Source organism: Pseudomonas sp. SWRI18, assembly GCF_014268345.1.
GTDB classification, from domain to species: Bacteria; Pseudomonadota; Gammaproteobacteria; order Pseudomonadales; family Pseudomonadaceae; genus Aquipseudomonas; species Aquipseudomonas cedrina.
In genome coordinates this window covers 280,687-304,865 of sequence record NZ_JACCQQ010000002.1, presented here as the reverse complement: position 1 = coordinate 304,865, position 24,179 = coordinate 280,687, and the positions used below count along the sequence as shown (strand labels likewise).

General features: G+C 61.4%; 25 protein-coding genes. 14 read left to right on the top strand and 11 right to left on the bottom strand.

Annotated elements, in window-relative coordinates:
- The first annotated feature begins 10 nt into the window (after positions 1–10).
- The 3 genes from H0Z09_RS04050 (at position 11) to H0Z09_RS04040 (ending at position 2,131) form a co-directional block, all read left to right on the top strand.
- Positions 11–535, top strand: a complete 525-nt coding sequence (locus H0Z09_RS04050) for a fimbrial protein (RefSeq protein WP_186687623.1) — start codon at positions 11–13, stop codon at positions 533–535.
- A 97-nt stretch (positions 536–632) separates the two neighbouring features.
- Positions 633–1,586: a fimbrial protein gene (locus H0Z09_RS04045; protein ID WP_186687620.1), complete on the top strand. Its 954-nt coding sequence runs from the start codon at positions 633–635 to the stop codon at positions 1,584–1,586.
- Positions 1,587–1,603: 17 nt separating this feature from the next.
- The gene (locus H0Z09_RS04040) at positions 1,604–2,131 is read left to right on the top strand and encodes a fimbrial protein (RefSeq protein WP_186687617.1); all 528 of its coding nucleotides are present in this window, start codon (positions 1,604–1,606) and stop codon (positions 2,129–2,131) included.
- Between the two features lie 75 nt (positions 2,132–2,206).
- On the opposite strand, the gene H0Z09_RS04035 is transcribed toward H0Z09_RS04040, so the two are convergent.
- The 3 genes from H0Z09_RS04035 to H0Z09_RS04025 form a co-directional block, all read right to left on the bottom strand.
- Positions 2,207–3,115: a phasin family protein gene (locus H0Z09_RS04035; protein ID WP_186687614.1), complete on the bottom strand. Its 909-nt coding sequence runs from the start codon at positions 3,113–3,115 to the stop codon at positions 2,207–2,209.
- 12 nt (positions 3,116–3,127) lie between these two features.
- On the bottom strand, positions 3,128–3,550 hold the full coding sequence (locus tag H0Z09_RS04030) for a phasin family protein (protein WP_186687610.1): 423 nt from the start codon (positions 3,548–3,550) through the stop codon (positions 3,128–3,130).
- Positions 3,551–3,655: 105 nt separating this feature from the next.
- Positions 3,656–3,931, bottom strand: coding sequence for a polyhydroxyalkanoic acid system family protein (locus H0Z09_RS04025; protein ID WP_186687607.1), 276 nt, complete (start codon positions 3,929–3,931; stop codon positions 3,656–3,658).
- A 145-nt stretch (positions 3,932–4,076) separates the two neighbouring features.
- Here H0Z09_RS04025 and ubiE point away from each other — a divergent pair, with 145 nt between their 5' ends.
- From ubiE to H0Z09_RS03970, 11 genes are all read left to right on the top strand, one after another.
- A complete protein-coding gene (gene ubiE / locus H0Z09_RS04020; protein ID WP_003171186.1) occupies positions 4,077–4,847 on the top strand; it encodes a bifunctional demethylmenaquinone methyltransferase/2-methoxy-6-polyprenyl-1,4-benzoquinol methylase UbiE in 771 nt (256 codons plus the stop codon).
- On the top strand, positions 4,847–5,470 hold the full coding sequence (locus tag H0Z09_RS04015) for an SCP2 sterol-binding domain-containing protein (protein WP_186687605.1): 624 nt from the start codon (positions 4,847–4,849) through the stop codon (positions 5,468–5,470). The genes ubiE and H0Z09_RS04015 overlap by 1 nt, the downstream gene beginning before the upstream one ends.
- Positions 5,467–7,071, top strand: a complete 1,605-nt coding sequence (gene ubiB, locus H0Z09_RS04010) for a ubiquinone biosynthesis regulatory protein kinase UbiB (RefSeq protein WP_186687603.1) — start codon at positions 5,467–5,469, stop codon at positions 7,069–7,071. Before H0Z09_RS04015 ends, ubiB begins: the two co-directional genes overlap by 4 nt.
- A gap of 41 nt (positions 7,072–7,112) precedes the next feature.
- Entirely contained in the window at positions 7,113–7,505 is a 393-nt protein-coding gene (gene hisI, locus H0Z09_RS04005; protein WP_076951718.1) for a phosphoribosyl-AMP cyclohydrolase, read from the top strand.
- Position 7,506: 1 nt separating this feature from the next.
- Positions 7,507–7,839 carry a phosphoribosyl-ATP diphosphatase gene (locus tag H0Z09_RS04000; protein ID WP_076951716.1) on the top strand — a complete coding sequence of 111 codons (333 nt, stop codon included), beginning with the start codon at positions 7,507–7,509 and terminating at the stop codon, positions 7,837–7,839.
- Between the two features lie 26 nt (positions 7,840–7,865).
- Complete coding sequence (locus H0Z09_RS03995; protein ID WP_135289162.1) at positions 7,866–8,144, top strand: twin-arginine translocase TatA/TatE family subunit; 279 nt, start codon at positions 7,866–7,868, stop codon at positions 8,142–8,144.
- Between the two features lie 10 nt (positions 8,145–8,154).
- The gene (tatB, locus tag H0Z09_RS03990; protein WP_186687601.1) at positions 8,155–8,559 is read left to right on the top strand and encodes a Sec-independent protein translocase protein TatB; all 405 of its coding nucleotides are present in this window, start codon (positions 8,155–8,157) and stop codon (positions 8,557–8,559) included.
- A complete protein-coding gene (tatC, locus tag H0Z09_RS03985) occupies positions 8,556–9,347 on the top strand; it encodes a twin-arginine translocase subunit TatC (RefSeq protein ID WP_078731197.1) in 792 nt (263 codons plus the stop codon). The genes tatB and tatC overlap by 4 nt, the downstream gene beginning before the upstream one ends.
- Complete coding sequence (locus H0Z09_RS03980; protein ID WP_186687599.1) at positions 9,344–10,051, top strand: 16S rRNA (uracil(1498)-N(3))-methyltransferase; 708 nt, start codon at positions 9,344–9,346, stop codon at positions 10,049–10,051. The genes tatC and H0Z09_RS03980 overlap by 4 nt, the downstream gene beginning before the upstream one ends.
- Positions 10,052–10,347: 296 nt before the next feature.
- The gene (locus H0Z09_RS03975; RefSeq protein ID WP_186687597.1) at positions 10,348–12,264 is read left to right on the top strand and encodes a methyl-accepting chemotaxis protein; all 1,917 of its coding nucleotides are present in this window, start codon (positions 10,348–10,350) and stop codon (positions 12,262–12,264) included.
- 128 nt (positions 12,265–12,392) lie between these two features.
- The gene (locus tag H0Z09_RS03970; protein ID WP_186687587.1) at positions 12,393–14,300 is read left to right on the top strand and encodes a methyl-accepting chemotaxis protein; all 1,908 of its coding nucleotides are present in this window, start codon (positions 12,393–12,395) and stop codon (positions 14,298–14,300) included.
- On the opposite strand, the gene H0Z09_RS03965 is transcribed toward H0Z09_RS03970, so the two are convergent.
- From H0Z09_RS03965 to pip, 8 genes are all read right to left on the bottom strand, one after another.
- Positions 14,295–15,029, bottom strand: coding sequence for an ATP-binding cassette domain-containing protein (locus tag H0Z09_RS03965; RefSeq protein WP_186687580.1), 735 nt, complete (start codon positions 15,027–15,029; stop codon positions 14,295–14,297). The two genes, H0Z09_RS03970 and H0Z09_RS03965, sit on opposite strands and share 6 nt — an antisense overlap.
- On the bottom strand, positions 15,022–15,981 hold the full coding sequence (locus H0Z09_RS03960; protein WP_186687577.1) for an amino acid ABC transporter permease: 960 nt from the start codon (positions 15,979–15,981) through the stop codon (positions 15,022–15,024). The genes H0Z09_RS03965 and H0Z09_RS03960 overlap by 8 nt, the downstream gene beginning before the upstream one ends.
- Positions 15,982–16,136: 155 nt before the next feature.
- Positions 16,137–16,934 carry a transporter substrate-binding domain-containing protein gene (locus H0Z09_RS03955; protein ID WP_186687574.1) on the bottom strand — a complete coding sequence of 266 codons (798 nt, stop codon included), beginning with the start codon at positions 16,932–16,934 and terminating at the stop codon, positions 16,137–16,139.
- A 220-nt stretch (positions 16,935–17,154) separates the two neighbouring features.
- Positions 17,155–17,955: a transporter substrate-binding domain-containing protein gene (locus H0Z09_RS03950; protein WP_186687571.1), complete on the bottom strand. Its 801-nt coding sequence runs from the start codon at positions 17,953–17,955 to the stop codon at positions 17,155–17,157.
- 185 nt (positions 17,956–18,140) lie between these two features.
- On the bottom strand, positions 18,141–20,711 hold the full coding sequence (gene mdoH / locus H0Z09_RS03945; RefSeq protein ID WP_186687568.1) for a glucans biosynthesis glucosyltransferase MdoH: 2,571 nt from the start codon (positions 20,709–20,711) through the stop codon (positions 18,141–18,143).
- A complete protein-coding gene (locus H0Z09_RS03940) occupies positions 20,704–22,440 on the bottom strand; it encodes a glucan biosynthesis protein G (RefSeq protein ID WP_346656776.1) in 1,737 nt (578 codons plus the stop codon). The genes mdoH and H0Z09_RS03940 overlap by 8 nt, the downstream gene beginning before the upstream one ends.
- 267 nt (positions 22,441–22,707) lie before the next feature.
- Positions 22,708–23,145 carry a D-aminoacyl-tRNA deacylase gene (gene dtd / locus H0Z09_RS03935; protein ID WP_186687561.1) on the bottom strand — a complete coding sequence of 146 codons (438 nt, stop codon included), beginning with the start codon at positions 23,143–23,145 and terminating at the stop codon, positions 22,708–22,710.
- Complete coding sequence (gene pip, locus H0Z09_RS03930; protein WP_186687559.1) at positions 23,142–24,113, bottom strand: prolyl aminopeptidase; 972 nt, start codon at positions 24,111–24,113, stop codon at positions 23,142–23,144. Before pip ends, dtd begins: the two co-directional genes overlap by 4 nt.
- Positions 24,114–24,179: the final 66 nt, after the last annotated feature.

The following is a 24,179-nucleotide window of genomic DNA, read 5'->3' as shown; positions in this document are numbered from 1 at the left end:
GGACCCTTAGATGAAGACTCAAACGTTACACCTCGCTCTGGCAATTAGCGCCGTTATCGTCGCCAGCCCGATCAACGCCGCCACAACCGGCTCGCTGGGGTTTGCCGGCCAGGTCGACAGCGGCACCTGCAACCTGGCCGCTGGCGACGTGAGCCGCACCATCACCTTGCCGACAGTCAAGGTGGCGGATTTCGACAACGCGGTGTCCGTCGGGGAAACGTCCTTCCAGGTCACCGCCGAATGCGAGTCGGACATTCGCAACGTCACCTTCCTGTTCACCGGTACGGCGGACAGCGGCAACGGGATGCTGTTCAGCAATACCGGCAGCGCAACCGGCCTGGGTATCTGGCTCAAGGCCGGCGCCACAGGCACCACGATTCCGGCCAATGGCACCGAGCTTGAACGCAGCCGTACGGTTGCCACATCGGCCAGCAAAGCGGTGCTGGATGCGTCTGCGGCCTATCATAAAAATAACGCAGCCGTTGGCCGGGGCACCTTGGTCAGTGCCGCGACCTTGTCGATTACCTACGATTGAATCGGGCTCGCGCAAGCGCAGGAGCCGGCACAGGAGGTGCGCAAAAACACGTCCGCCCCGACAACAGGGCGCTCTATCCATTTTTGCGAAGCTGAACATGAAATATTCCACGCAACTCTTATTGGCACTCCTGGCCTGTGGCCTCTCGATCACGGCTCAAGCGGCGTGCGACCGCTATCCGATGTCCACGCACAGCCTCTCGCTTCCGGCCGTCATCGAAGTGCCCGACAGCCTGCCCGTCGGCAGCATCATTCTGCGCAAGGCCTTCGACGGAGTTGCACCGGGCTTTACCATCACGTGCCCCACGGCGACCTTGAGACAATTTTCCGGGCATTGGAACGAGTTGGTCGAAGTTCCCGGCGCGGGTATTTCGGCCCATCGCACCTACGTTCCAGGCGTGGCGGTGGACGTAATGGTCAGAAACGCCAACGGAATGATTTATCCGCATTCGCTGGCGAGTACAAGCCAGGTGATGCCTGCCGGCAGTACGCATTACAGCAACGTGAGCGCAGAGGTGATTTTTTACAAAGTCGCGCCTGTGCAGAGCGCGACATTGCATGCGAGCAACTGGCTATACGAGAGGTGGGCAACCAACCAGGGCTATTTCTCCCTGACGCTGGTCACCTCCACGCGCTTTGTCAAACCCACCGCTACCTGCGACCTGGCGGCCGGCGACGTCAACCGCACGGTTGCGCTGCCCACCGTGCGGGTGGGCGACTTCCGTACGGCCACCAGCGCCGGCGCCACGCCGTTCGATCTGTCGGCCAATTGCAGCAACGCCTCAAACGTGACCTTCAGTTTTTCCGGCACCGCAGCATCCGGCGATGCCTCGCGCTTCGCCAACACCGGCAGCGCGGGCGGCCTGGCCCTGTGGCTGTATGCGCGCAGCAATAACAGCACCATTACGCCAGGCGGCACCGACAGCTCGCGCACCGTCACGGTCTCCAACAACCGTGCGGTACTGCCGCTCGGCGCGGCGTATTTCAAGACCGGCACGGTCGGCCAAGGCACCTTCGCCAGCACGGCCACGGTGTCGATTACCTATAACTGAAATCCCACAGGACCCTTATGAAGCCCAAAGTTCTTTCGACAGTATTGGCGATTACCGGCTGTATCGCCGCCAGCTGCGTACATGCCGCCACCACGGGCACCTTGCGCTTTACCGGACAAGTCGATGCCGGCACCTGCAACCTGGCGGCCGGTGATGTGAGCCGCACCATCAACTTGCCGGCGATCAAGATTTCCGACCTGGATTCGTCCGCTTACGCAGGAGCGGTCAACTTCGATATCTCGGCCGACTGCGAATCAGACATCCGCAACGTTACGTTCCTGTTCACCGGTACGGCGTCGTCGGGCAACGCGGCATTGTTTTCCAACACCGGCACGTCGGGCGGCATTGGCCTTTGGCTGGCCCATCGCACAACCACTAACTCGACGATCCCTGCCAACGGCACGCCTGATCAACGCAGCCGTACGGTGGCAACCAGCAACAGCAAAGCGCTGTTACCACTACTCGCGGCCTACTACAAAACCGGCGAAGCGATCACCAAAGGCAGCCTGGCCAGCGCCGTTACCGTGTCGATCACCTATAACTGAGCAACGCGCCTGGGGCGTGGGCAAAAAAAACGTCCGACCCTTTAGAGGCCGGACGTTTTTGTGTCCCGGAAAAAATCAGGACTGACTGGATGGCGTCGGGGTGGCCGGCGTCGCAGTCGGGTTTACCGCAGGGGTCGGTGCGGACACCGAGTTGGCGGTGGAGGCAGTGGTCGCCGCAGGCTTGGCCGCAACAGCGGGCTTGGACGCGGTTTTTTTCGCTACCGCTGGCTTCTTAGCGACGGCTGGTTTTGCCGCTGGCTTGGCTGCTGCCGGTTTGGCGGCAGGTTTAGCAGCCGCGGTTTTCGCGGCCGGCTTGGCGGCGGGTTTCGCGGCGGCCTTGGCAGCAGGTTTGGCAGCCGCTTTAGCGGCAACCGGTTTTGCCGCAGGCTTCGCGGCCGGCTTGGCAGCTGCGGTTTTCGCAGCAGGTTTTGCGACAGCTTTGGCCGGTACCTTGGGCGCAGGCTTCGCGGCCGGTTTAGCGGCGGCTTTTACCGCAGGCTTGGCCGCGGTTTTCGCGACGGGTTTGGCCGCTGCGGTTTTAGCCACCGGCTTGGCTGCAGGTTTGGCAGCGGCCGCTTTTACGGGAGCCACTTTCGCGCCGGTCAGTTTTTCGATTTGCTTGGTCAGGGTATCTACCTTGCTGTGCAGCGTCTTCAGCTCTGCCTTGCTCGGCACGCCCAGTCGCGAAATCGCACTGTTGAGGCGCTTGTCGAAGGTTTCTTCCAACTTGCCCCACGTGTCGGAAATGCTCGACTTGGCGGAACCGGCAGTTGCCTTGGCCGCATCAACTTTTTTACCCACTGTGGTTTTGGTCAACTTCTCGGCCTTTTCGCCGTCCTTGACCAGAGTCTCGAAGTATTTGCCACCGTCACTGCTAACCTTCGAGTACACGCCTAAACCAGCAAGCCAGATCTTGCGGGAATATTTTTCAACTTCCCCGACCCACGAGCTGCCTTCTTTCTGAGTAGTCTTTTTAACAGCCATCCGGATGTCTCCTTAGTGTTTACGCGCGACACGTTCTAGCAATGTCGTCAGCTCTTCGAGCTTAGCAGAGAGTGTCTCAACGTCATGTCTAGACGCAATGCCGATTCGATTCAAGGCACTTGCAACACGAGTATCAAAAGCTTTTTCAACTTTATCCAGCTGAACTTCTACCAGACCTTTGAGGGTTGAGACATTACTCTTTACTTGGTCCATCTGACTGTTGGCAGCCTCAAGTTGTTCAACTGCAACTTTTTTGCCTTTATTTTCAATATGTTGACCGGTTTTAACCAGTTCCTTGAAGTACTCTGCGCCCTCACTTCCAACCTTGGCGTAGGCACCCAGTCCCGCCAGCCAGATCCTGCGGGCGTAGGACTTGACGTCGCTTGGGGCAGTGGTCCGGGCGTCGATTTTTTTCTTCAGGATAACGTTGGCCATGGTTCGCCTCACACAGGATAGGGGGGAGGAACGGCCCACACGGGTTGCGGGCTTGGGCACAAAGTAGGAGGAATAATTAGAATCGGCACCCTAACAACAGGTTGATCAAGCCAACGCCTTGTCCAGGGCTTTCTCGATTTCGGATTTGATGGTGCCGCTCATGGCCGACATCAACAGGCCCAGTTCCACATCGATGCGCAACGAATCTTCGGCGACTACTACAGTGCCCTTAACCCCCGAACGCCTGAGGTTCAACGTATCACCGGACCACGACGGCTCCAGGCCATAACGTTCCTGAAGTTTGCCTGCCAACTGTTCGGCCTTTGCCCGTGCGGCTTCTTTACCCAGGTTATGTGCGCGCTCAACGGTAATACGGGCCATTGCCATGACTCCTCTTTATAGCCAGTGGTAAAACCTTCCGTGCGGCAAAAGGTCTCTGAGATGACCTATCTTACCTGCAGCCTTGCCAAGACAAAGCAGGCCTTGGGGATTATCATGTGCCGCATTCTCTTCTGGTGACAGCGATATGACTGATCAGCGCAAAGGCAGCGATGCCGAACCCACCACTCACTTCGGCTTCAAGAACGTACCGGAAAGCCAAAAAGCGGAAAAAGTCGCTGAGGTGTTCCACTCCGTAGCCGCCAAGTACGACCTGATGAACGACGTGCTGTCGGGCGGCATGCACCGCCTGTGGAAGCGCTTCACTATCGAGCTGTCCGGCGTGCGCACCGGTAACCGCGTGCTGGACATCGCCGGCGGCACCGGCGATCTGGCGGCCAAATTCTCCAAGCTCGTAGGCCCGACCGGCCAGGTGGTATTAGCGGACATCAACGGTTCGATGCTCAAGGTCGGCCGCGACCGCCTGCTGGATAAAGGCGTGGCCGGCAATATCGAATTCGTGCAGGCCGATGCGGAAAAACTGCCGTTCCCCGACAACCATTTCGACTGCGTAACCATCGCCTTCGGCCTGCGCAACGTCACCCACAAGGAAGACGCGATCCGCTCGATGCTGCGTGTGCTCAAGCCGGGCGGGCGGCTGTTGGTGCTGGAGTTCTCCAAGCCGACCAACGCGCTGATGTCCAAGGTCTACGACACCTACTCGTTCGCCTTCATGCCGTTGATGGGCAAGCTGATCACCAATGATGCCGAAAGCTATCGCTACCTGGCCGAATCGATCCGCATGCACCCCGACCAGGAAACCCTCAAGTCGATGATGGTAGAGGCCGGTTTCGACCGCGTGACCTACCACAACATGACCTCGGGTATCGTCGCCCTGCATCGCGGCATCAAACCCTGATGTTGCTCAAAGGCCTTCTCGCAAGCGCGGAACACGGCCTCAACCGTGTGCTGCGCCTGGACAGCACCGCCCTGGCGCGGCTGGCGCACCTCAACGGCAAAATCATTGCCGTCGACTGCCGCAGCCCCGCGTTGCAGCTGTTTATCCTGCCCAGCGATGAAGGCCTGACGCTGGCCACCCAATGGGCCGCCGACGCCGACTGCACCCTGCGCGCGCCGGCCTCGAGCCTGATGCACCTGGCCTTGAGCCGCAACAAAACCGCCATCCTGCACAGCGCCGAAGTGGAGCTGGAGGGCGACAGCGCGGTGCTGATGGACCTGGCCGCGGTGCTGCAAGACCTGGAACTGGATTGGGAATACGAGCTGTCGCGCTGGATCGGCCCGGTGGCCACCCAGTTGCTAAGCGGGCACTTGCGCAGTCGATCGCGCTGGTACCAGCAAGGGTTCGCCAGCCTCAGCCAGAACCTCGCCGAATACCTGAGCGAAGAATCGCGCACCCTGGTCGGAGAACGGGAAGCGCAAGCGCGCTTTCGTGAACTCGACAAGGCCAAAATCGACCTGGAACGCCTCGAGGCACGCATCGAGCGCCTGAGCCGTTCCCTTGATCCAAGCGATAACGCATGAAGCTGCTCGCCGTCCGCCGTTTGTTTCGTATCCAGCGCGTCGTAATCCGCTACCGCCTCGATGACTTGCTGTTCGCCCTGCCCCTGCCGTGGTTCCTGCTGGCGGTACGTTATGTGCTGCCGTGGCGCTGGCTGCCGCGCAAAAAGCTCGAGCTCAGCCGTGGTGCGCGCCTGCGCCTGGCCTTGCAGGATCTGGGGCCGATCTTCATCAAGTTCGGGCAGATCCTCTCGACCCGCCGCGACCTGTTGCCCGAAGACATCGCCGATGAGCTGATGCTGCTGCAGGATCGCGTGCCGCCTTTCGATTCCCAGCAATCGATGAACCTCATCGAAGCGCAGTTGGGCAAGAAGATCAGCGACGTATTCAGCCGTTTCGACGTCGAGCCGCTGGCCTCGGCCTCGGTCGCACAGGTGCACGCGGCGCAGCTCAAGACCGGCGAAGAAGTGGTGGTGAAGGTGATTCGCCCAGGCCTCAAGCCGATCATCGGCCAGGACCTGGCATGGTTGTTCATCCTGGCCCGCGCCGCCGAGCGCTTCTCGGCCGATGCGCGCCTGCTGCACCCGGTGGACGTGGTCGCCGACTACGAAAAAACCATCTACGACGAACTCGACCTGCTGCGCGAAGCCGCCAATGCCAGCCAGCTCAAGCGTAACTTCGAAGGCTCGCAACTGCTGTACGTGCCGCAAGTGTATTGGGACTGGTGCCGCCCCAAAGTGCTGGTGATGGAGCGCATCTACGGGGTGCAGGTCACTGACCTCGCGACCCTGGCCGACCAACGCACCGACATGAAGATGCTTGCCGAGCGTGGCGTGGAGATCTTCTTCACCCAGGTGTTCCGTGACAGTTTCTTCCACGCCGACATGCACCCGGGCAACATCTTCGTCAGCACCGTCAACCCGTGGAGCCCGCAGTACATTGCGATCGACTGCGGCATCGTCGGCAGCCTGACCCCGGAAGACCAGGACTACCTGGCGCGCAACCTGTTCGCCTTCTTCAAGCGTGACTATCGCCGCGTGGCGCAGTTGCACATCGATTCGGGCTGGGTGCCGGCAGAGACCAAGCTCAACGAGTTCGAAGCGGCGATCCGCACGGTGTGCGAGCCGATCTTTGAAAAACCGTTAAAGGATATTTCCTTCGGCCAGGTGCTGATGCGCCTGTTCCAGACCGCACGGCGCTTCAACATGGAAGTGCAGCCGCAGTTGGTGCTGTTGCAGAAAACCCTGCTGAACATCGAGGGTCTGGGCCGCCAGTTGTACCCGGACCTCGACCTCTGGAGCACCGCCCAACCGTTCCTGGAACGTTGGATGCGTGAACGGATGAGCCCGAAAACCATGCTGGGCAACCTGCACAGCCAGATGGAACAGCTGCCGCACCTGGCCAACATGACCCGCGACTTGCTGGAACGCATGTCCCAGCCCCATGCCAAGGACCCCGAGCCACCGTGGCGCAAACGCAAGGACGACTGGGTCCTGCGCCTGCTGGGCGCCGCGCACCTGGTGGGCGGGGTGACGCTGGCCATCGGCGGCCCGTTGAACCAACTGGGCCACTGGCCGGCGGGCGCCATGGTTGCCGTGGGTGTTTATCTGATCGTGCGTCGATAGCCAATCCGGTTATACACTGTCGCAAATTGCCGGAGCCGAACATGAAAGACTGGCTGGACGAGATCAAGTGGGACAGTGACGGCCTGGTGCCGGCCATTGCCCAGGACTACAAGACCGGGCGCGTACTGATGATGGCCTGGATGAACCGCGAGGCCCTGAGCCTCACCGCCACTGAGCAGCGCGCCATTTACTGGTCACGTTCGCGTGGCAAACTGTGGCGCAAGGGCGAAGAGTCCGGGCATGTGCAGACCCTGCACGAGATGCGCCTGGACTGCGACGCCGATGTGGTGATCCTGATGGTCGAACAGATCGGCGGCATCGCTTGCCACACCGGCCGTCACAGCTGCTTCTATCGCGTGTTCGAGAACGGCGAGTGGAAGATCGTGGAGCCGGTGCTCAAAGACCCGCACGCCATCTATTCGGCAGGACACTGACATGAGCGATACCCTGAACCGCGTGGCCCAGGTGCTGGAAGACCGCAAAGGCGCGGACGCCGACAGCTCCTACGTCGCCAGCCTGTACCACAAGGGCTTGAACAAGATCCTGGAAAAACTCGGCGAAGAATCCGTCGAGACCATCATCGCCGCCAAGGACGCGCAAATCAGCGGCGACTGCAGCGATGTGATCTACGAAACCGCCGACCTGTGGTTCCACAGCCTGGTCATGCTCGCCCAACTGGGGCAGCATCCGCAGGCCGTGCTCGATGAACTGGACCGTCGCTTCGGCTTGTCCGGGCATGCCGAGAAGGCTTCGCGCCCGCCCGCTTGAATAACTAAGACTAGAGGATTTGCAGCATGGGCATTTTTGACTGGAAACACTGGATCGTCATTCTGGTAGTGGTGGTATTGGTGTTCGGCACCAAGAAACTCAAGAACCTGGGCACCGATGTCGGCGAGTCGATCAAGGGCTTTCGCAAAGCCATGAATGACGACGAAAAGCCGGCTGACCCGGCCGCCAGCCCAGTGCCGCCCGCACAGCCGGTGCACCCGCAGGCCGCCCAGCCGATCACCGAGCGTCGTACCTTCGACGTGCAGGCTGAGAAAGTCGAAGAGCCGACCCGCAAAGACTCGTGAGCACTGACTAATGTTTGGTATCAGCTTCTCTGAACTGCTGCTCGTCGGCCTCGTGGCCTTGCTGGTATTGGGGCCGGAACGCCTGCCCGGTGCCGCGCGCACGGCCGGCCTGTGGATCGGGCGCCTGAAACGCAGTTTCAATGCAATCAAACAGGAAGTTGAACGGGAAATCGGCGCCGACGAAATTCGTCGGCAACTGCACAACGAACACATTTTGTCGTTGGAGCAGGAAGCACGGAAGATTCTGTCGCCCATGCAGGAGCCCGCCAAACCGGTCGAGCCCGTGGCCGAGCAAAGTATCGCCCCTGCGCCCGCCGACACGAAGCCCGCCGCACCCGCACCGACCGAGCCTGCGCCGACGCCCGTTGCGTCGCCCGCGCCCCATGACCCTACATTGCCGCCGCGAGCCCCATGAGCGCTGATAAACCGGAAAACGACCAGCATATGCCGCTGGTCTCGCACCTCACCGAGTTGCGTACCCGCCTGCTGCGTTGCGTAGCGGCCATCTTCATCATCTTTGCCGGGTTGTTCGCCTTTACCCAGCAGATCTACACCTTCGTCTCGACGCCGCTGCGCCAGTACCTGCCGGCGGGTGCGACGATGATCGCCACCGATGTGTCATCACCGTTCCTCACACCGCTGAAGCTGACCATGATGGTCTCGCTGTTCCTGGCGATCCCGGTGATCCTGCACCAGATCTGGGGCTTTATCGCGCCGGGCCTGTACAAGCATGAAAAGCGCATCGCGGTGCCATTGCTGGTGTCGAGCATTCTGCTGTTCTACACAGGCATGGCGTTCGCGTACTTCCTGGTGTTCCCGCTGATCTTCAAGTTCTTCGCCGCCGCCACCCCGGCCGGCGTGGAAATGATGACCGACATCACCAGCTACCTCGACTTCGTGATGACGCTGTTCTTCGCCTTTGGCGTGGCCTTTGAAATCCCGGTGGCCGTGGTGCTGCTGGTGTGGATCGGCGTGGTCAACGTGGCGTACCTGAAGAAGATCCGCCCGTACGTGATCATCGGCTGCTTCGTGGTCGGCATGATCCTCACGCCGCCGGACATCTTCTCCCAGACCCTGCTGGCCGTACCGATGTGGATGCTGTTCGAAATCGGCATCCTGTTCAGCAGCCTGATCAGCAAGCGTGGTGAACACCCGGATGACCAACCCGCCGACGACGACCAGCCGCCAGCGACCCAGCCGTGAACCTGCTGCTGCTTGAGGAGGCCGACTTTATCGCGGCCGACCGCGTGGTGCTGCGTGATCGGCGCCTGGTGCATATGCAGGAAGTACACCGCGCGGCCGTGGGTGACAGCCTGCGCGTCGGTCGTATCGGCGGGCTGATGGGCAATGCCCAACTGCTGCGCCTGGAGGCCGGCGAAGCCGAACTGCAAGTAGGCTTCGACCAGCCAGCGCCGGCCAAACTGCCGCTGACCCTGCTGCTGGCCCTGCCGCGTCCGAAAATGCTGCGCCGGGTGTTGCAGACGGTGGCCGCCATGGGCGTGCCCAAGGTGGTGCTGGTGAACAGCTATCGCGTCGAAAAGAGCTTCTGGCAAACCCCGTTCCTGGAGCCCGCGGCGATTCGCGAGCAATTGATCCTGGGCCTGGAACAGGCGCGGGATACGGTGCTGCCCGAGATCGTCATCGAAAAGCGCTTCAAACCGTTCGTCGAAGACCGCCTGCCGGCGCTGACCGAAGGCACCCTGGGGCTCATCGGTCATCCGGGCGATTACCCGGCCTGCCCACGCGGGCTGGACGAGCCGGTCACCCTGGCGATTGGCCCGGAAGGCGGTTGGATTCCCTACGAAGTGGACCTGCTGGCCAAGGCCGGCCTGCAACCGGTACAACTCGGCGCGCGCATCCTGCGGGTCGAAACCGCCGTCACCGCCCTGCTCGCCCGGCTGTTCTAACCCAATCTGAAAAACGCCCATCCCCCGTAGTGAGCGGGCTTGTCGAATCGTCGCACCGCCCGCGCTGGGTGGCGAAGCCGCCCCAAACCAGGCGACTTGGTTTTCTCTGGCACTCGGCGGTGTCTTTTTGAGGGCGGCTTCGCCACCCAGCGCGGGGCAAGCCCGCTCACTACAGGGATGTGTAGACTCTCGCAGGCAAGCCAGCTCCCACAGGGGAAGTATGTCGCTACAGAATTCCGCGCTGCTGCCGACAAGCTTTGAATAAGTCCAAGCCTTGTTCCAGGGGAGTTTGCAGCATGTATCGTTGGTTAGCCGAAAAGCTGGGGAATGTCAGCGTCAAAACCAAGCTGGGCGTAGGCTTTGGCCTGGTGTTGCTGCTCACGCTGATGATCACCTTCACCGGCTGGACCGGACTCTCCGGCGTGATCAGCCGCGGGGACAAGCTGGGTTATATCGCCAGCCTCAACGACCTGAGCAAGGACTTGCGCATCGTGCGCCTGGACTTCGAAATGCGCCGTGGCGAGCAAGGCCCGGCGGCGGTCAATGAGTACATCGGCAAGCTGGACAGCGGCCTGAAGACAGCGCGCACGCTGATTGAGCAGCCCGCCGATATTGCCTTGATCGATGACCAGTTGGCCGCAATCGACCAGTACAAGCGCGCGTTCGACGCCATGGTCCAGGCCGGGGCCAATCGAGAAAACGCTCGCAGCAAATTGGGCGATACCGCCGACAACGCGGTGCAAAAGGTCGGTGAAGTCGAAAAAGCCCTGCTGCAGGGCGACAGCGTCAGCCAGTTCAACAGCGTCGTCGAGTTGAGCAAACTGATCCAGCAAGCCCGGTTCCAGGTGCGCGGCTATACCTACAGCGGCAAGGTCGAGGCCGAACAACCCGCGCTGGACGCCATCGATAACGCCCTGAAAAAAATCACCGCTCTGAACGGCCAACTCCCTGAACAATATTCGACCAACCTGCAACAGGCCAGCGTGTCGCTGCAAGCCTATCGCGCGGCGGTCAGCCAATACCGCGACTCTCAGGTGGCCAACGCCGCCGCGCTGAAAATCATGAGCGCCCAAGGCGACCTGCTGCTGGACCGCAGTAACAAGCTGACCCTTTCGCAAACCATGGTGCGTGATTCGGATGCTGCGAACGCCAGGCAACTGTTGTTGCTGGCTGCGGTACTGGCGCTGATTTTCGGCCTGGTTGCCGCCTGGGTCATCACCCGGCAGATCATCGTCCCGCTGGCGCAGACGCTCAACGTGGCCGAGCGCGTCGCCTCGGGCGACCTGAGCCACAACCTGATCTCCGAGCGCCAGGACGAACTGGGCCAGTTGCAACGCGCCATGCAAAACATGACGGTCGGCCTGCGTGAGCTGATCGGCGGTATCAGCGAAGGCGTCACTCAGATCGCCAGCGCCGCCGAGCAATTGTCCGCCGTCACCGAGCAGACCAGCGCCGGGGTCAACAACCAGAAGATCGAGACCGACCAGGTCGCCACCGCCATGAACGAAATGGCCGCCACCGTGCAGGAAGTGGCGCGCAACGCCGAGGAGGCCTCCGAAGCCGCCGTGGCTGCCGACCAGCAGGCTCGGGAGGGCGACAAGGTGGTCGGCGAAGCCATCGCCCAGATCGAACGCCTGGCCACCGAAGTGGGCAACTCCACAGTTGCCATGGGCGACCTCAAGCGCGAAAGCGACAAGATCGGCAGCGTGCTCGACGTGATCAAGTCGGTGGCCCAGCAAACCAACCTGCTGGCCCTCAATGCCGCCATTGAAGCCGCGCGTGCCGGTGAAGCCGGGCGTGGCTTCGCCGTGGTGGCCGATGAAGTGCGCAGCCTGGCCCAGCGTACACAGAAGTCCACCGAGGAAATCGCAGAGCTGATCGTCGGCCTGCAAAACGGCACCCAGCAGGTCGCAACCATCATGGACAACAGCCGTGGCCTGACCGACAGCAGCGTCGAGCTGACCCGCCGTGCCGGCAGCGCCCTGGCGAACATCACCCGCACGGTCTCGACCATCCAGGCGATGAACTCGCAGATCGCCACCGCCGCCGAACAGCAAAGCGCGGTGGCCGAAGAGATCAACCGCAGCGTGCTGAACGTGCGCGATGTGTCGGAGCAAACCTCGGCGGCCAGTGAAGAAACCGCCGCCTCCAGCGCGGAGCTGGCGCGCCTGGGCATCTACCTGCAGACCCTGGTCGGGCGCTTCCGCATCTGAACATTCCTACGCGGCGGCCACTCTCGGCCGCCGCAACTTGTGAAAATTCCTACGTAGTTATCAGCCCGCCATCCCTCCGAATCGATTTAGCGTTAGTCGACACGCTTTTTCAGATCTGGAGGTTCCCCATGTTTCCTCGGCTGACCCGCTTGCTGGCCAATGCCAGCGTCCGCATCAAACTCACCCTGGGCTTCGGTCAGGTGCTGATCCTCAGTCTGGTCATTGCCGTGACCGGCTGGCAGGCCTTGAACCAGGTAATTTTTCGCTCAAGCAACCTGTCGGCCCTGGGCCAATTGACGGCGGTCGCGGAGGCTATGCGCGCCGACCGCATCGTTTACCGCACCCTCACCGACGCCGCCAGCCTGGGCAAGATGACCCGGCAGATCGAAACCATCGACCAGCATCTGGGTTATCTAGCCACCCACCTGAAAGACCCAGGCGACCTGCAGCGCATTCAAGCGGCGGAACGCCTTGTCGATGATTTCAAAGCGGCGCTCGTCGAGTTGCCGCCGTTGATCGAACAGCGCGACAGCATTCGCCCGCCACTCCATGCAACCGCACTGCAGGCCAGTGACACCCTCGCACAACTGGCCAGCGAATTGCCTGATCAGCAAGACCAGAAGGCGCTGGATGCCATCGAAAACCTGCGCCAAGCCATGGAGCAAGCCGAGGATAAGGCCCAAAGCCCTGCCTGGGGCGCCGATTCGTTGCAAGCCTATGCCGAAGCGGTCGGCAATGCCCTCGACGCCCTGGACGTCGCTCAGGCCGCCGTGACCAGCCTGCCCGCCGACTCAACCTTGCTAAAAACCGACCTGGCGAACTATCGCGCGCAGTTGATAACGCTCAAGGAAGCTCAACTCAACACCGAAACCGCGCAGAACCGGTTTGAACAGCAACTCAACCAACTGCTTGAACACAGCGAAACCGTGAGCCAGGGCCAGACCCTCAAGCGCGACAGGGAAGCCCACCAGACCCGGACCCTGCTTATCAGCGTCACAGCCGCAGCCCTGTTGCTCGGCACCCTGGCGGCCTGGTGGATCGCCCGGCAGATCGCGATGCCGCTGCGCCAAGTGCTGGCCTGGGCCAACCGTATCGCGCAGGGCGATCTCAGCCACGACATACAGGTTGAGCGCAAAGACGAGCTAGGCCAATTGCAGCAAACCATCGGCGACATGACCCGCAACCTGCGCAGGCTGATCAGCGGCATCGGTGACAGCGCCCGGCAGATCGCCAGCGCCGCCACACAGCTGTCGAGCGTCACCGAGCAGACCCGCGCGGGCATCAGCAACCAGAAGGATGAAACCGACCAGGTGGCGACCGCGATGAACGAAATGCTCGCCACCGCCCAGGAGGTCGCACGACATGCCGAAGAAGCCTCAAAGGCGGCCAATGAGGCCGATCAGCAGGCCACCGCCGGCGACCAGGTCGTGGGGCAAGCCGTGGAACAAATTGGCCATCTGGCCCATGAAATGGCGCGCGCCAGCCAGGCGATGATTGCCTTGCAACGCGAGAGCCAGAAAATCGGCGGCGTGCTGGACGTGATCAAGTCGGTGTCGCAACAGACCAACCTGCTGGCCCTTAACGCCGCCATTGAAGCCGCGCGTGCAGGAGCCGCAGGCGAAGGGTTTGCCGTGGTCGCCGATGAAGTACGCAGCCTTGCCCAGCGCACTCAGGAGTCGGCGGAAGAAATCGAGGGACTGATCAGCGGGCTGCACACCGGCACCCGGCAGGTGGCGGATATCATGGACGGCAGCCGCGCCTTGACCGACTACAGCGTCGACCTGAGCCGCGATGTCGGCGATGCATTGGCGGCGATTATCCTCAGGGTCTCGATCATCCAGGAAATGAACCCGCAGATTGCCGCGGCCGCCGAGCAGCAATGTGCCGTGGCCGAGGAAATCAATCGCAGCGTCATGAAGGTGCGGGACGTGTCGCAAATGACCGCGACCGCCAGTGAGGAAACCGCGGCCGCCAGCGTTCAGTTGACGAAGTTGAGCCTGGATCTGCAGGCCCTGGTCGGCAAGTTCAGGTTATAGGACCTGACGCAGGAAGGCCTGGGCCCGCGGGTCTTTGGGTGCCGCGAAGAACGCGGCCGGCGCCGCGTCTTCCAGCAATTTGCCATGGTCGAAGAACAGCACACGGTCGGCCACTTCACGGGCAAAGCCCATCTCGTGGGTGACGCAGACCATGGTCATGCCTTCCAGGGCCAGGGCCTTCATCACATCCAGCACTTCGCCGACCATTTCCGGGTCCAGCGCCGAGGTGGGCTCGTCAAACAGCATCACCTTGGGCTCCACTGCCAATGCGCGGGCAATCGCGACACGCTGCTGCTGGCCGCCGGACAGACGCGATGGAAATTCATTGGCCTTCTGTGCAATGCCGACCTTCTCCAGCAGCGCCAGGGCCTTGGCTTCGCGCTCTTGCTTGCCGCGTTTGCGCACGACCTTTTGCGCCAGGCACAGGTTTTCCAGCACGGTCATGTGGGGGAACAGGTTGAAATGCTGGAACACCATGCCGACTTCACGGCGATAAGCGTTGACGTCGGTCTTCGGGTCAGCCAGTTGCAGACCGTCGATGCTCACCGACCCTGAGTCGAATTCCTCCAGCCCATTGAGGCAACGCAGGAACGTAGATTTGCCGGAGCCGGACGGGCCGATCACGACCAGCACTTCGCCCTTCGCCACCCTGGTGCTGACGTGGTCAACCGCGCGGACCACATGGCCACGGGTATCGAAGACTTTTACCAGATCGCGGACTTCAATCACTTTGCGCGAGCCTCCGCTCAAGCCGGCTGGCCATTTTCGACAGCGGCAGGTTGATCAGCAGGTACAGGCCTGCCACACAGAATAGGATCTCAAACGGCGAAAACGAAGTGGTGATCACTTCGCGGCCGCTTTTGAGCAGTTCGGTGATCGCAATCACCGAGACCAGCGAGGTGTCTTTCACCAGGCTGATGAATTGCCCGGCCAGCGGCGGCAGCACGCGCTTGAACGCCTGCGGCAGCACCACATGGCGCATCGACTGGCTGGCGCTCAAGCCCAGGGATCGGGCGGCCTCGTCCTGGCCACGGGTGATGGATTGCACCCCAGCGCGCACAATCTCCGCCACATACGCGCCGGTGAACAGCGACAGCGCGGCGATCCCGGCGAACTCCCGGGACAGGTTGAGCACCGTGCCGATGAAGAAATAGAAAATGAAAATCTGCACCAATAACGGCGTGCCCCTTACCAGTTCGACGTAGATCGTCGACAGATCGCGCAGGGTCGGGTTGCTCGACAAACGGCACAGGCCGGTCGCCAAGCCGATCGCCAGGCCAAGGATGCCGGACACCACCGACAGCCACAGCGTGGTCCACAAGCCCCACATCAGCGGGCCCAGCGCCCAGTGGCGGTTGACGCCGATCACATCGCCTTCGGCCACGTCATCGCCGCGCGCCACTTGCAGGCTGTTGTCGGCGACCGTCACCTTTTGCTCGGCGCCCGCGTCGTTGCGCAGGGTGACTTCGGCCACGTCACCTTTGCGCACCAGCTCGATCACGGTCGAGATATCCGCCGCCCGCTGGGCCTCTTCAGCCTGATAGGCGAAATACTGCGGGACGCGGTTCCAGCGCCATTCGTAGGACATCAGCGACGTGGCGTAGTACAAGGCGCCCGCCAGGCCGACCAGCACGACCACGGTCAGCAGGTGCCAGGGCCATTGGGCTTTTTTCTGTTTCATTTCAAGTTCCAGGATTTGTATCGCCTGTCATGCCGTCTTCGCGAGCAAGCCCGCTCCCACATTTGACCCAGTTCCAACATGAGAATGCGGTCAAAATGTGGGAGCGGGCTTGCTCGCGAAGCTCGCGAAGGGCGCGACTCGGTCTCTCGCCAAACTTATTCCATGTCCTTGAGCCACTCGGCGCTCTTGAACCACTTGTCATGGATGCGATCGTAGGTGCCGTCGTTCTTGATCTGGTGCAGGAAGTTGTTGATGAAGTTGACGCTGTCGTAGTCGCCTTTCTTCAGGCCGAACGCCAGCGGCTCGAAGGTGAACGGTTCTTCCAGAAACACCAGCTTGCCGTTGCCGACTTTCTTCTCGGCCACCACGTTGTACGGCGCGTCATACACAAAGGCATCGGCCTTGCCGTTGACCACGTCCAGCACGCCTTCCTGCTCGTTGTCGTAGCCGTGGTACTTGGCCTTGGAGATCAGCTTCTTGGCGACCATCTCACCGGTGGTGCCGAGCTTGGAGGTGAGGCGGTATTTCTCGTCGTTCAGGTCTTTATAGGACTTGATGGTGCCTTCCAGCTCCTTGCGAATCAGCAGGGTCTGGCCGACCACGATGAAGGGTTCGCTGAAGTTCAGGCGCAGGTTGCGCTCCTGGGTCAGGGTCATGCCGCTGCCGATCATGTCGAACTTGCCCGTCAGGAAGGCCGGGATGATGCCGTCGTAGCCGGTGGACACCAGCTCCAGCTTGACGCCCATGGACTTGGCCATGGCCTTGAGGATGTCCACTTCAAAACCGATGATTTCACCGCGCTTGTCGGTCATTTCGAACGGCATGTAGGTCGGGTCCATGCCGACCTTGAGCGTGCCGCGCTTGACCGCATCATCGATCGCACCGGCCTGGGCCGCGTTGGCTGCGACCAGCGCGGTGACGCCAAGCAGCAGCATCGAAAGATACTTTTTCATCATCAAGTCCCCTGAACGATTCTTGTAAGGTCGGCGCGCAAAAAGGGCTGCACCATTTCGGGGTGCGATCCTAACCCACTCGTCTCGTGCCACAAAGGTTTCACGGCTATTTGTTATCAGCGTATGCCGGAAAAGCCCCACAAAGGTGCGGCAGAACGCAGGCGTAGACGCGCGCGCCAAGGGCGGCCGCAACGGATTGATGTGTAAGCAGTTATGACTTTCAATCGATTTCTTTCATCCAGGCGGTGTCCCTGAACCACTTGTCGTGAAGGTGATCGTAGGTCCCGTCCTGGGCGACCTGATTGAGAAAATGGTTGATCCAGTTGAGGCTGTCGAAATCGCCTTTCTTCAAGCCGAAGGCCAGCGGCTCAAAGGTGAAGGGTTGCTCGAGCGTCAGCAGCGCGCCGTTTTCCGGGCGGCTCAAGGCGATCAGGTTATAGGGCGCGTCATGAATGAAGGCATCGGCCTGGCCCAGCACCACTTGGCGCACGCCCTCCTCCGGCGTTGCAAAGGTGCTGAGCCGGGCCGCGCCCAGGAACCGTTGCGCGGCTGACTCACCGGTGGTGCCTTCGGTGGTTGCGATCCGGTAGCTGGCGTCGTCCAGGTCTTCGACACTGCTGACCTTGCCCGCAAGGCGCGGGTGCAACAGCACCGACTGGCCGACCACGATGAACGAATCGCTGAAGTTCAGCTTGAGGTTGCGCTCCTGGGTGACGGTCATGCCGCTGCCGATCAGGTCGAATTTTTTTGCCAGCAACCCCGCCACCAACTCGGTGTAAGGCACCACGACCAACTCCAGCTCCACCCCGAGCGCTTGGCTCATGACCTTGAGCAGGTCGATTTCGAAGCCGACGATGTGCCCCTGTTTATCCGTCATTTCGAAAGGAACGTAGGTGGGCGTGGTGCCGACTTTCAGCACGCCACGCCGAACGGCGTCGTCAATCGCGCCCGCCTGCGCGAGGCCCATGTGAATCAATGCGACAGCGCTTATCAGCAGCGCCGAACAAAAGCCCTTGCTCATGAATATCCCCGTGGCCAAGTCAAATTCGGGGCGATGCTAACTCAGCGGCAGGCACGGCAATACACCTCGGGCGCGGGTCTTTTGTTTCGAAATAACAAGGGGTTAGGGCGGCGCGGAAAGCGCAGGGGACGCTGTAGGACCGCGGCGTCAAACACCCCCGAGGTGAGCCCTCGGGGGTGTCTGAATCAGGCCGGTTGGGCCAGGGCCAATTGCGGTTGCAGCGGCAGCAACGGCGCGTGCGGGTCAGCCTTGATCGAGTCGCGCCAGGCGGCAAGCCACTCGGGGTGACCTTCGCTCCAGACCTGCTCATGCAGACGGGCCAGGGCGACCGGATCGCTGAGCAAGGCCACGCGCTCTGCGTTGTTGAGGCCGGCAGGGCCGACTTTCAACGCATGACGCACGCGCTCGGCACGCAGGTACTCGATCGGCTCGGCTTTACCGTGACGCGAAGTCGCCAGGGCACAGGCCAGGGCGTTCTGCTGCGGGTCGACCACCGAGCGCACAAAGCCGTCGTGCAGCGCGTGCCAACGGTTTTCGTGGGTGTACTTGTCGGTGGACAGCAACGCCTGCGGCGGGTTGTATTCCTCAGGGATGAGGAACAGGCTCGCGTCGCGCGACTTCAGGCCCAGGTTCACGCGGCTGGAAATCACCGATACCGGGATCGACAGCATCAGCGAACCGACGATTGGCACCAGCCACCACAGGAAGCTCGGGTTCAACCACACCACCAGCAGCGCCCACACGAAGCCAAGCAGGGTCTGGGTGCCGTGACGCTTGAACGCTTCGCCCCAGGTGGTCGAGTCGTCGTCACGCTTGGGCGAGTTCCAGGTGGCGGCCCAGCCAAGGAACGCCGCGAGCACGAAGCGGGTGTGGAAAATCATCCGCACCGGTGCCAGCAGCATGGAGAACAGCATCTCCAGCAGCATCGACATCGTCACCTTGAACTTGCCGCCGAACTCTTTCGCGCCCTTGGCCCAGATCAGGATGATGCTCAGCAGTTTAGGCAGGAACAGCAGCACGATGGTGGTGGAGAACAGCGCCACCGCCTTGTCCGGATGCCATTGCGGCCACAGCGGGTACAACTGGCGCGGGGCCATGAAGTACTGCGGTTCCATCAGCGTGTTCACCGCCAGCAAGGCCGTGGACAGCACCAGGAACAGGAACCACAACGGCGCCGACAGGTAGGACATCACGCCGGTCAGGAACACCGCGCGGTGCACCGGGTGCATGCCCTTGACCAGGAACAGGCGGAAGTTCATCAGGTTGCCGTGGCACCAGCGACGGTCACGCTTGAGTTCGTCCAGCAGGTTCGGCGGCAACTCTTCGTAGCTGCCCGGCAGGTCATAGGCAATCCATACGCCCCAGCCGGCACGGCGCATCAGCGCTGCTTCAACGAAGTCGTGGGACAGGATGGAGCCGGCAAACGCGCCTTTACCCGGCAACGGCGCCAGGGCGCAGTGCTCGATAAACGGCTTCATGCGGATGATCGCGTTGTGACCCCAGTAGTGGGATTCACCCAACTGCCAGAAGTGCAGGCCGGCGGTGAACAGCGGGCCGTATACGCGCGTGGCGAACTGCTGCATGCGCGCATACAGGGTGTCCATGCCCGACGCACGTGGCGCGGTCTGGATAATCCCGGCGTCCGGCGTGGCTTCCATCAGGCGCACCAGGCTGGTCAGGCACTCGCCGCTCATGACGCTGTCGGCGTCGAGCACGACCATGTATTTGTAGTCACCGCCCCAGCGACGGCAGAAGTCGTCGAGGTTGCCGCTCTTGCGCTTTACGCGACGGCGACGACGGCGATAGAAGATCTTGCCGAAACCACCGGCTTCACGGCACACGTCGAGCCAGGCTTGCTGCTCGGCGATGCAGATATCGGCGTCATTACTGTCGCTGAGCACGAAGAAGTCGAAGCGATCCAGGTCACCGGTGGCGGCCACCGATTCGAACGTGGCGCGCAGACCGGCGAATACCCGGGGCACGTCTTCGTTGCAGATCGGCATCACCAGCGCGGTGCGGGCGTCTTTCGGAATCGGTTCGTCGCCGGCACTTTTACCGGAAATCCGGTATTTATCATGACCGGTGAGCAACTCCAGGAAGCCCATCAACGCGGTCCAGAAACCCGCCGACACCCAGCAGAACAAGATCCCGAACATGATCAGGATGCTGGTTTGCAGGGCGTAGGGCAGTACCTGGGTCGCGGTTTGCAGCAGGGTCTGGTTGCGGATCTCGTCGAAGTCGACCAGCGACCAGCCCTGGTACGGCATGATGCCTTTCATGTACCAGCCAGCCACGATGGTCTGGCCAAGCATCAGCACCAGCAGGATGTAGCGGCGGATCGAACCGACGGTGCGCCAGCGCGCGGCCGGCAATACCCGTTCGTCCTTCGGCGGTTTCGGCGGGTTGCTGCGCCCGGTAATACGGCGCCAGCCGCGCACCAGGATATTGGTGCGCCACGGCTCCGGTACCACGCGGGTACGCCGAATCGGCGGCGTGGCCTTCAGGCACACACGGCCACTGGCGTCGAGCGCCAGCATTTCGGCGTCTTGCAGCTCTTCGGCGGTGTTGAGGGTCAAGCGCCGACCCACCGAGGCCTGGGCGGCATCGGCAGGTGCGTCGAATGCCTTCGACGACAAGCGCTCGTGCAATTCGCTGAAGGATGAGCAGCCCGCCAGTTCGGCGCGCTGCTCAGCGGTCATCGGAAGATGCGCCAGATACTCGGACAGAGTCTCGGGCGTTACTTGGGAATTACTCATCGGCAGGCAACTGATAGCTCCAGGTCTCGGTCAGGACTTGTTCGGTCTTGATCGGCTCCGGCGTGGCTGGGACAGCTTCTGGCTGCTTGGCTTCCTTGTCCTTGGCGTCTTTCTTGGCCTGTTTCTCGTGCTGCTTGGCCAGGACTTTGTCGGCCTTGAGCACATGGGTCGAGGCGCTTTCAGGCTCAGGCTGAGGAATATCCTGCACCAGCGCCGCACGCATCTCGGTCGGCTTGCCTGCGTCCTTGATCTTCATGCGCAGGGTCAGGCGCCAGCCTTTGGTGTGTTCGTTGTAACGCACGCTGTTTTCAACGAGTTCAGCATTGTCACCGACACTCACCTGGCTGCGCACCGGAGCGTCCGGCAGCAGTTTTTTCAGGGACGGGCCTTCGAAGTCCACCAGGTACGCGACGCTGCCATCCGGTTGACGGATCAGGTTGGACTGCTTGACGTCACCGGTGGAGCGCAGGGTCTGCTTGACCCAGGCACTGTCCGGCGAATGGAACGCTGCGTCATCCAGGGTCCAGTGCAGGCGATAGGCTACGTCGAGTGGCTGGCCGACTTCCGGCAGTTTTTCCGGGCTCCAGAAGGCAACGATGTTGTCGTTGGTTTCATCGGCGGTCGGGATCTCGACGAGATCGACAGAACCCTTGCCCCAATCGCCTTCGGGCTCGATCCAGGCGCTTGGGCGCTTGTCGTAGTTGTCGTCCAGATCTTCGTAGTGGCTGAAGTTGCGGCCACGCTGCAGCAGGCCGAAACCGCGCGGGTTTTCGACGCTGAAATTGCTGACCGACAGGTGTTTAGGGTTGTTCAGTGGGCGCCAGATCCACTCACCGTTACCGGCATGGATCGACAAGCCGCTGGAGTCGTGCAGTTCGCGACGGTAGTTGAGGACCTTGGACGGCTGGTTGGCGCCGAACAGGAACATGCTGGTCAGCGGGGCAACGCCCAGCTTGCTGACCTTGTCGCGCAGGAACATCTGGGATTTCACGTCGACGACCGTGTCGGTGCCCGGGCGCAGGATCAGGCGATAAGCACCGGTAGCGCGCGGCGAGTCCAACAGGGCGAAGATCACCAGGTGCTTGTCACCCGGCTTTGGACGTTCGATCCAGAACTCGGTGAACCGCGGGAATTCTTCACCGGACGGCAGCGCGGTATCGATCGCCATGCCACGGGCGGACAGGCCATAGACCTGGTCTTTGCCCACGACGCGGAAATAGCTGGCGCCGAGCATGGTCATGATTTCGTCTTGCTTGTCGCCCTTGTTGATCGGGTACAGCACACGGAAACCGGCATAACCCAGCTGTTCGGTGGCTTTTGGATCAAACTTCACGTCGCCGAAATCGAAACGCGACGGGTCGTATTTGATTTCCTGGACGCTGTCGGCGGTCACTTCGTTGATTTTCACCGGCGTATCGAAATGCATACCCTGGTGATAGAAGGACAGCTTGAACGGCGTGTTCTGATCGGCCCACTCGGCTTTTTCGTTGCGGAAACGAATCTTCTGGTAGTCCGCGAATTTCATTTCGCGGAATTCGTTCGGCAGATTGCTGCGCGGAGCTTCGTATTTCTGCCCGGCCAGCTCTTTCGCCTTGGCCGACACATCATCCAGACTGAATGCCCACAGTTGACCCGCGCCGAACAGGCAAAACAGGGCAGAGCCCGTCACCAGTGCGTTTCGTAACCGTTTGGCAGACAATTTTGGTGCATTACAGGGACTAACAATCACGAGCAACCCTCGCCGAAAACAGATCAAAAAACCAACGGCCAGCTATCTATATGCCAGGTTGGCGAGCATTGTTCCGACTCTTGCGGGGCAAAATGATTCCCCATCGGTCGTCGGACAAGTCTCTACCTAAGTCAAAATTGGACCAAACAACGCTGATCACCGTAGCGCGCGATTATCTAGTAGCCCGCGAAACAACGCATCAGGGATAACGAAGTATTTGTAGCGAAACCCTGCGTTTTTAGGCATTTAAAGTCGTTTTCAATACATTCACGTCTGTAGGAGGAAGGTGACAGGCCCGTCATTGACCAAATGCACCTGCATATCGGCGCCAAAACGCCCCGACGCCACCTTGCCATGCAATTGTTGCGCTTGTAACAGCAAGTGATCAAAAAGCGCCGCTCCCAGGGCCGGCGGGGCCGCTGTGGAGAAGCTCGGCCGCAGCCCGCTTTTGGTGTCCGCCGCCAGCGTGAACTGCGAGACCAGCAACAAACCGCCGTCAATGTCCTTCAACGACAGGTTCATCTTGCCTTCGTCGTCGCTGAAAACCCGGTAATTCAGCAGCTTGTGCAACAGTTTGTCGGCACTCTCGGGCGTATCTGAAGGTTCGACGGCCACCAGCACCAGCAGTCCCTGGTCGACCGCCCCGACGATTTCGCCCGCTACCTCGACCCGGGCGCTTCGCACCCGTTGCAACAGGCCCTTCATGCTTCTTCTGGCGGCAGGTCGAGCAAGCGCCGCGCCATTTCGCTGGTCGCACGCACCAGGGCATCGGTGATGCCGGGTTCGGACGCCGCATGGCCGGCTTCGCGAATCACCTGCAGCTCGCTGTTGGGCCAGGCCTGGTGCAACTCCCAGGCGTTGTCCAGCGGGCAGATCATATCGTAGCGCCCATGAATGATGACGCCAGGCAGATGGGCGATCTTGTGCATGTCGCGGATCAGCTGATTGGGCTCCAGGAAAGAGTTGTTGGTGAAGTAGTGGCACTCGATCCGCGCGATGGACAGGGCGCGCTGCGGCTCGGAAAACCGCTCCACGTGCTGCGGGCTCGGGCACAGGCCGAGCATGCGCCCTTCCCAGCCCGACCAGGCCTTGGCCGCGTGCATCTGGGCGATCTGGTCGTTGCCGGTGAGGCGCTTGTGGTAGGCCGCGATCATGTCGTGGCGCTCCTCGACAGGGATCGGCGCGATGTAGTCCTGCCAGTAATCCGGGAACAGGCGGCTCGCGCCGGACTGGTAGAACCATTCGATATCCTGCGGGCGCGCCAGGAAAATACCGCGCACGATCAGGCCGTGCACGCGCTCCGGGTGGGTTTGCGCGTAGGCCAGGGCCAGGGTCGAGCCCCAGGAACCGCCGAACAGCACCCATTTCTCGATGCCCAAGTGCTCGCGGATGCGCTCAAGGTCGGCGACCAGGTCCCAGGTGGTGTTGTTTTCCAGGCTGGCGCGGGGGGTGGAGCGTCCGCAGCCACGCTGGTCGAACGTGACGATGTGGTACAGGTTCGGGTCGAAATAGCAGCGGCTCTGGGCATCACAACCGGAGCCAGGACCACCATGGATGAATACGACGGGCAAGCCTTCGGGGGAGCCACTTTCATCGACGTACAGCGTGTGGGTGTCATCGACTGCCAGATCATGCCGGGCGTAGGGTTTGATCTGCGGGTACCAAGTCTGCATTGCGCGCTCCGTAGGGGGTCGGGTTCATCCCTGGGGGGACGTCTTTTATTTTGCCGTTTGGCACTA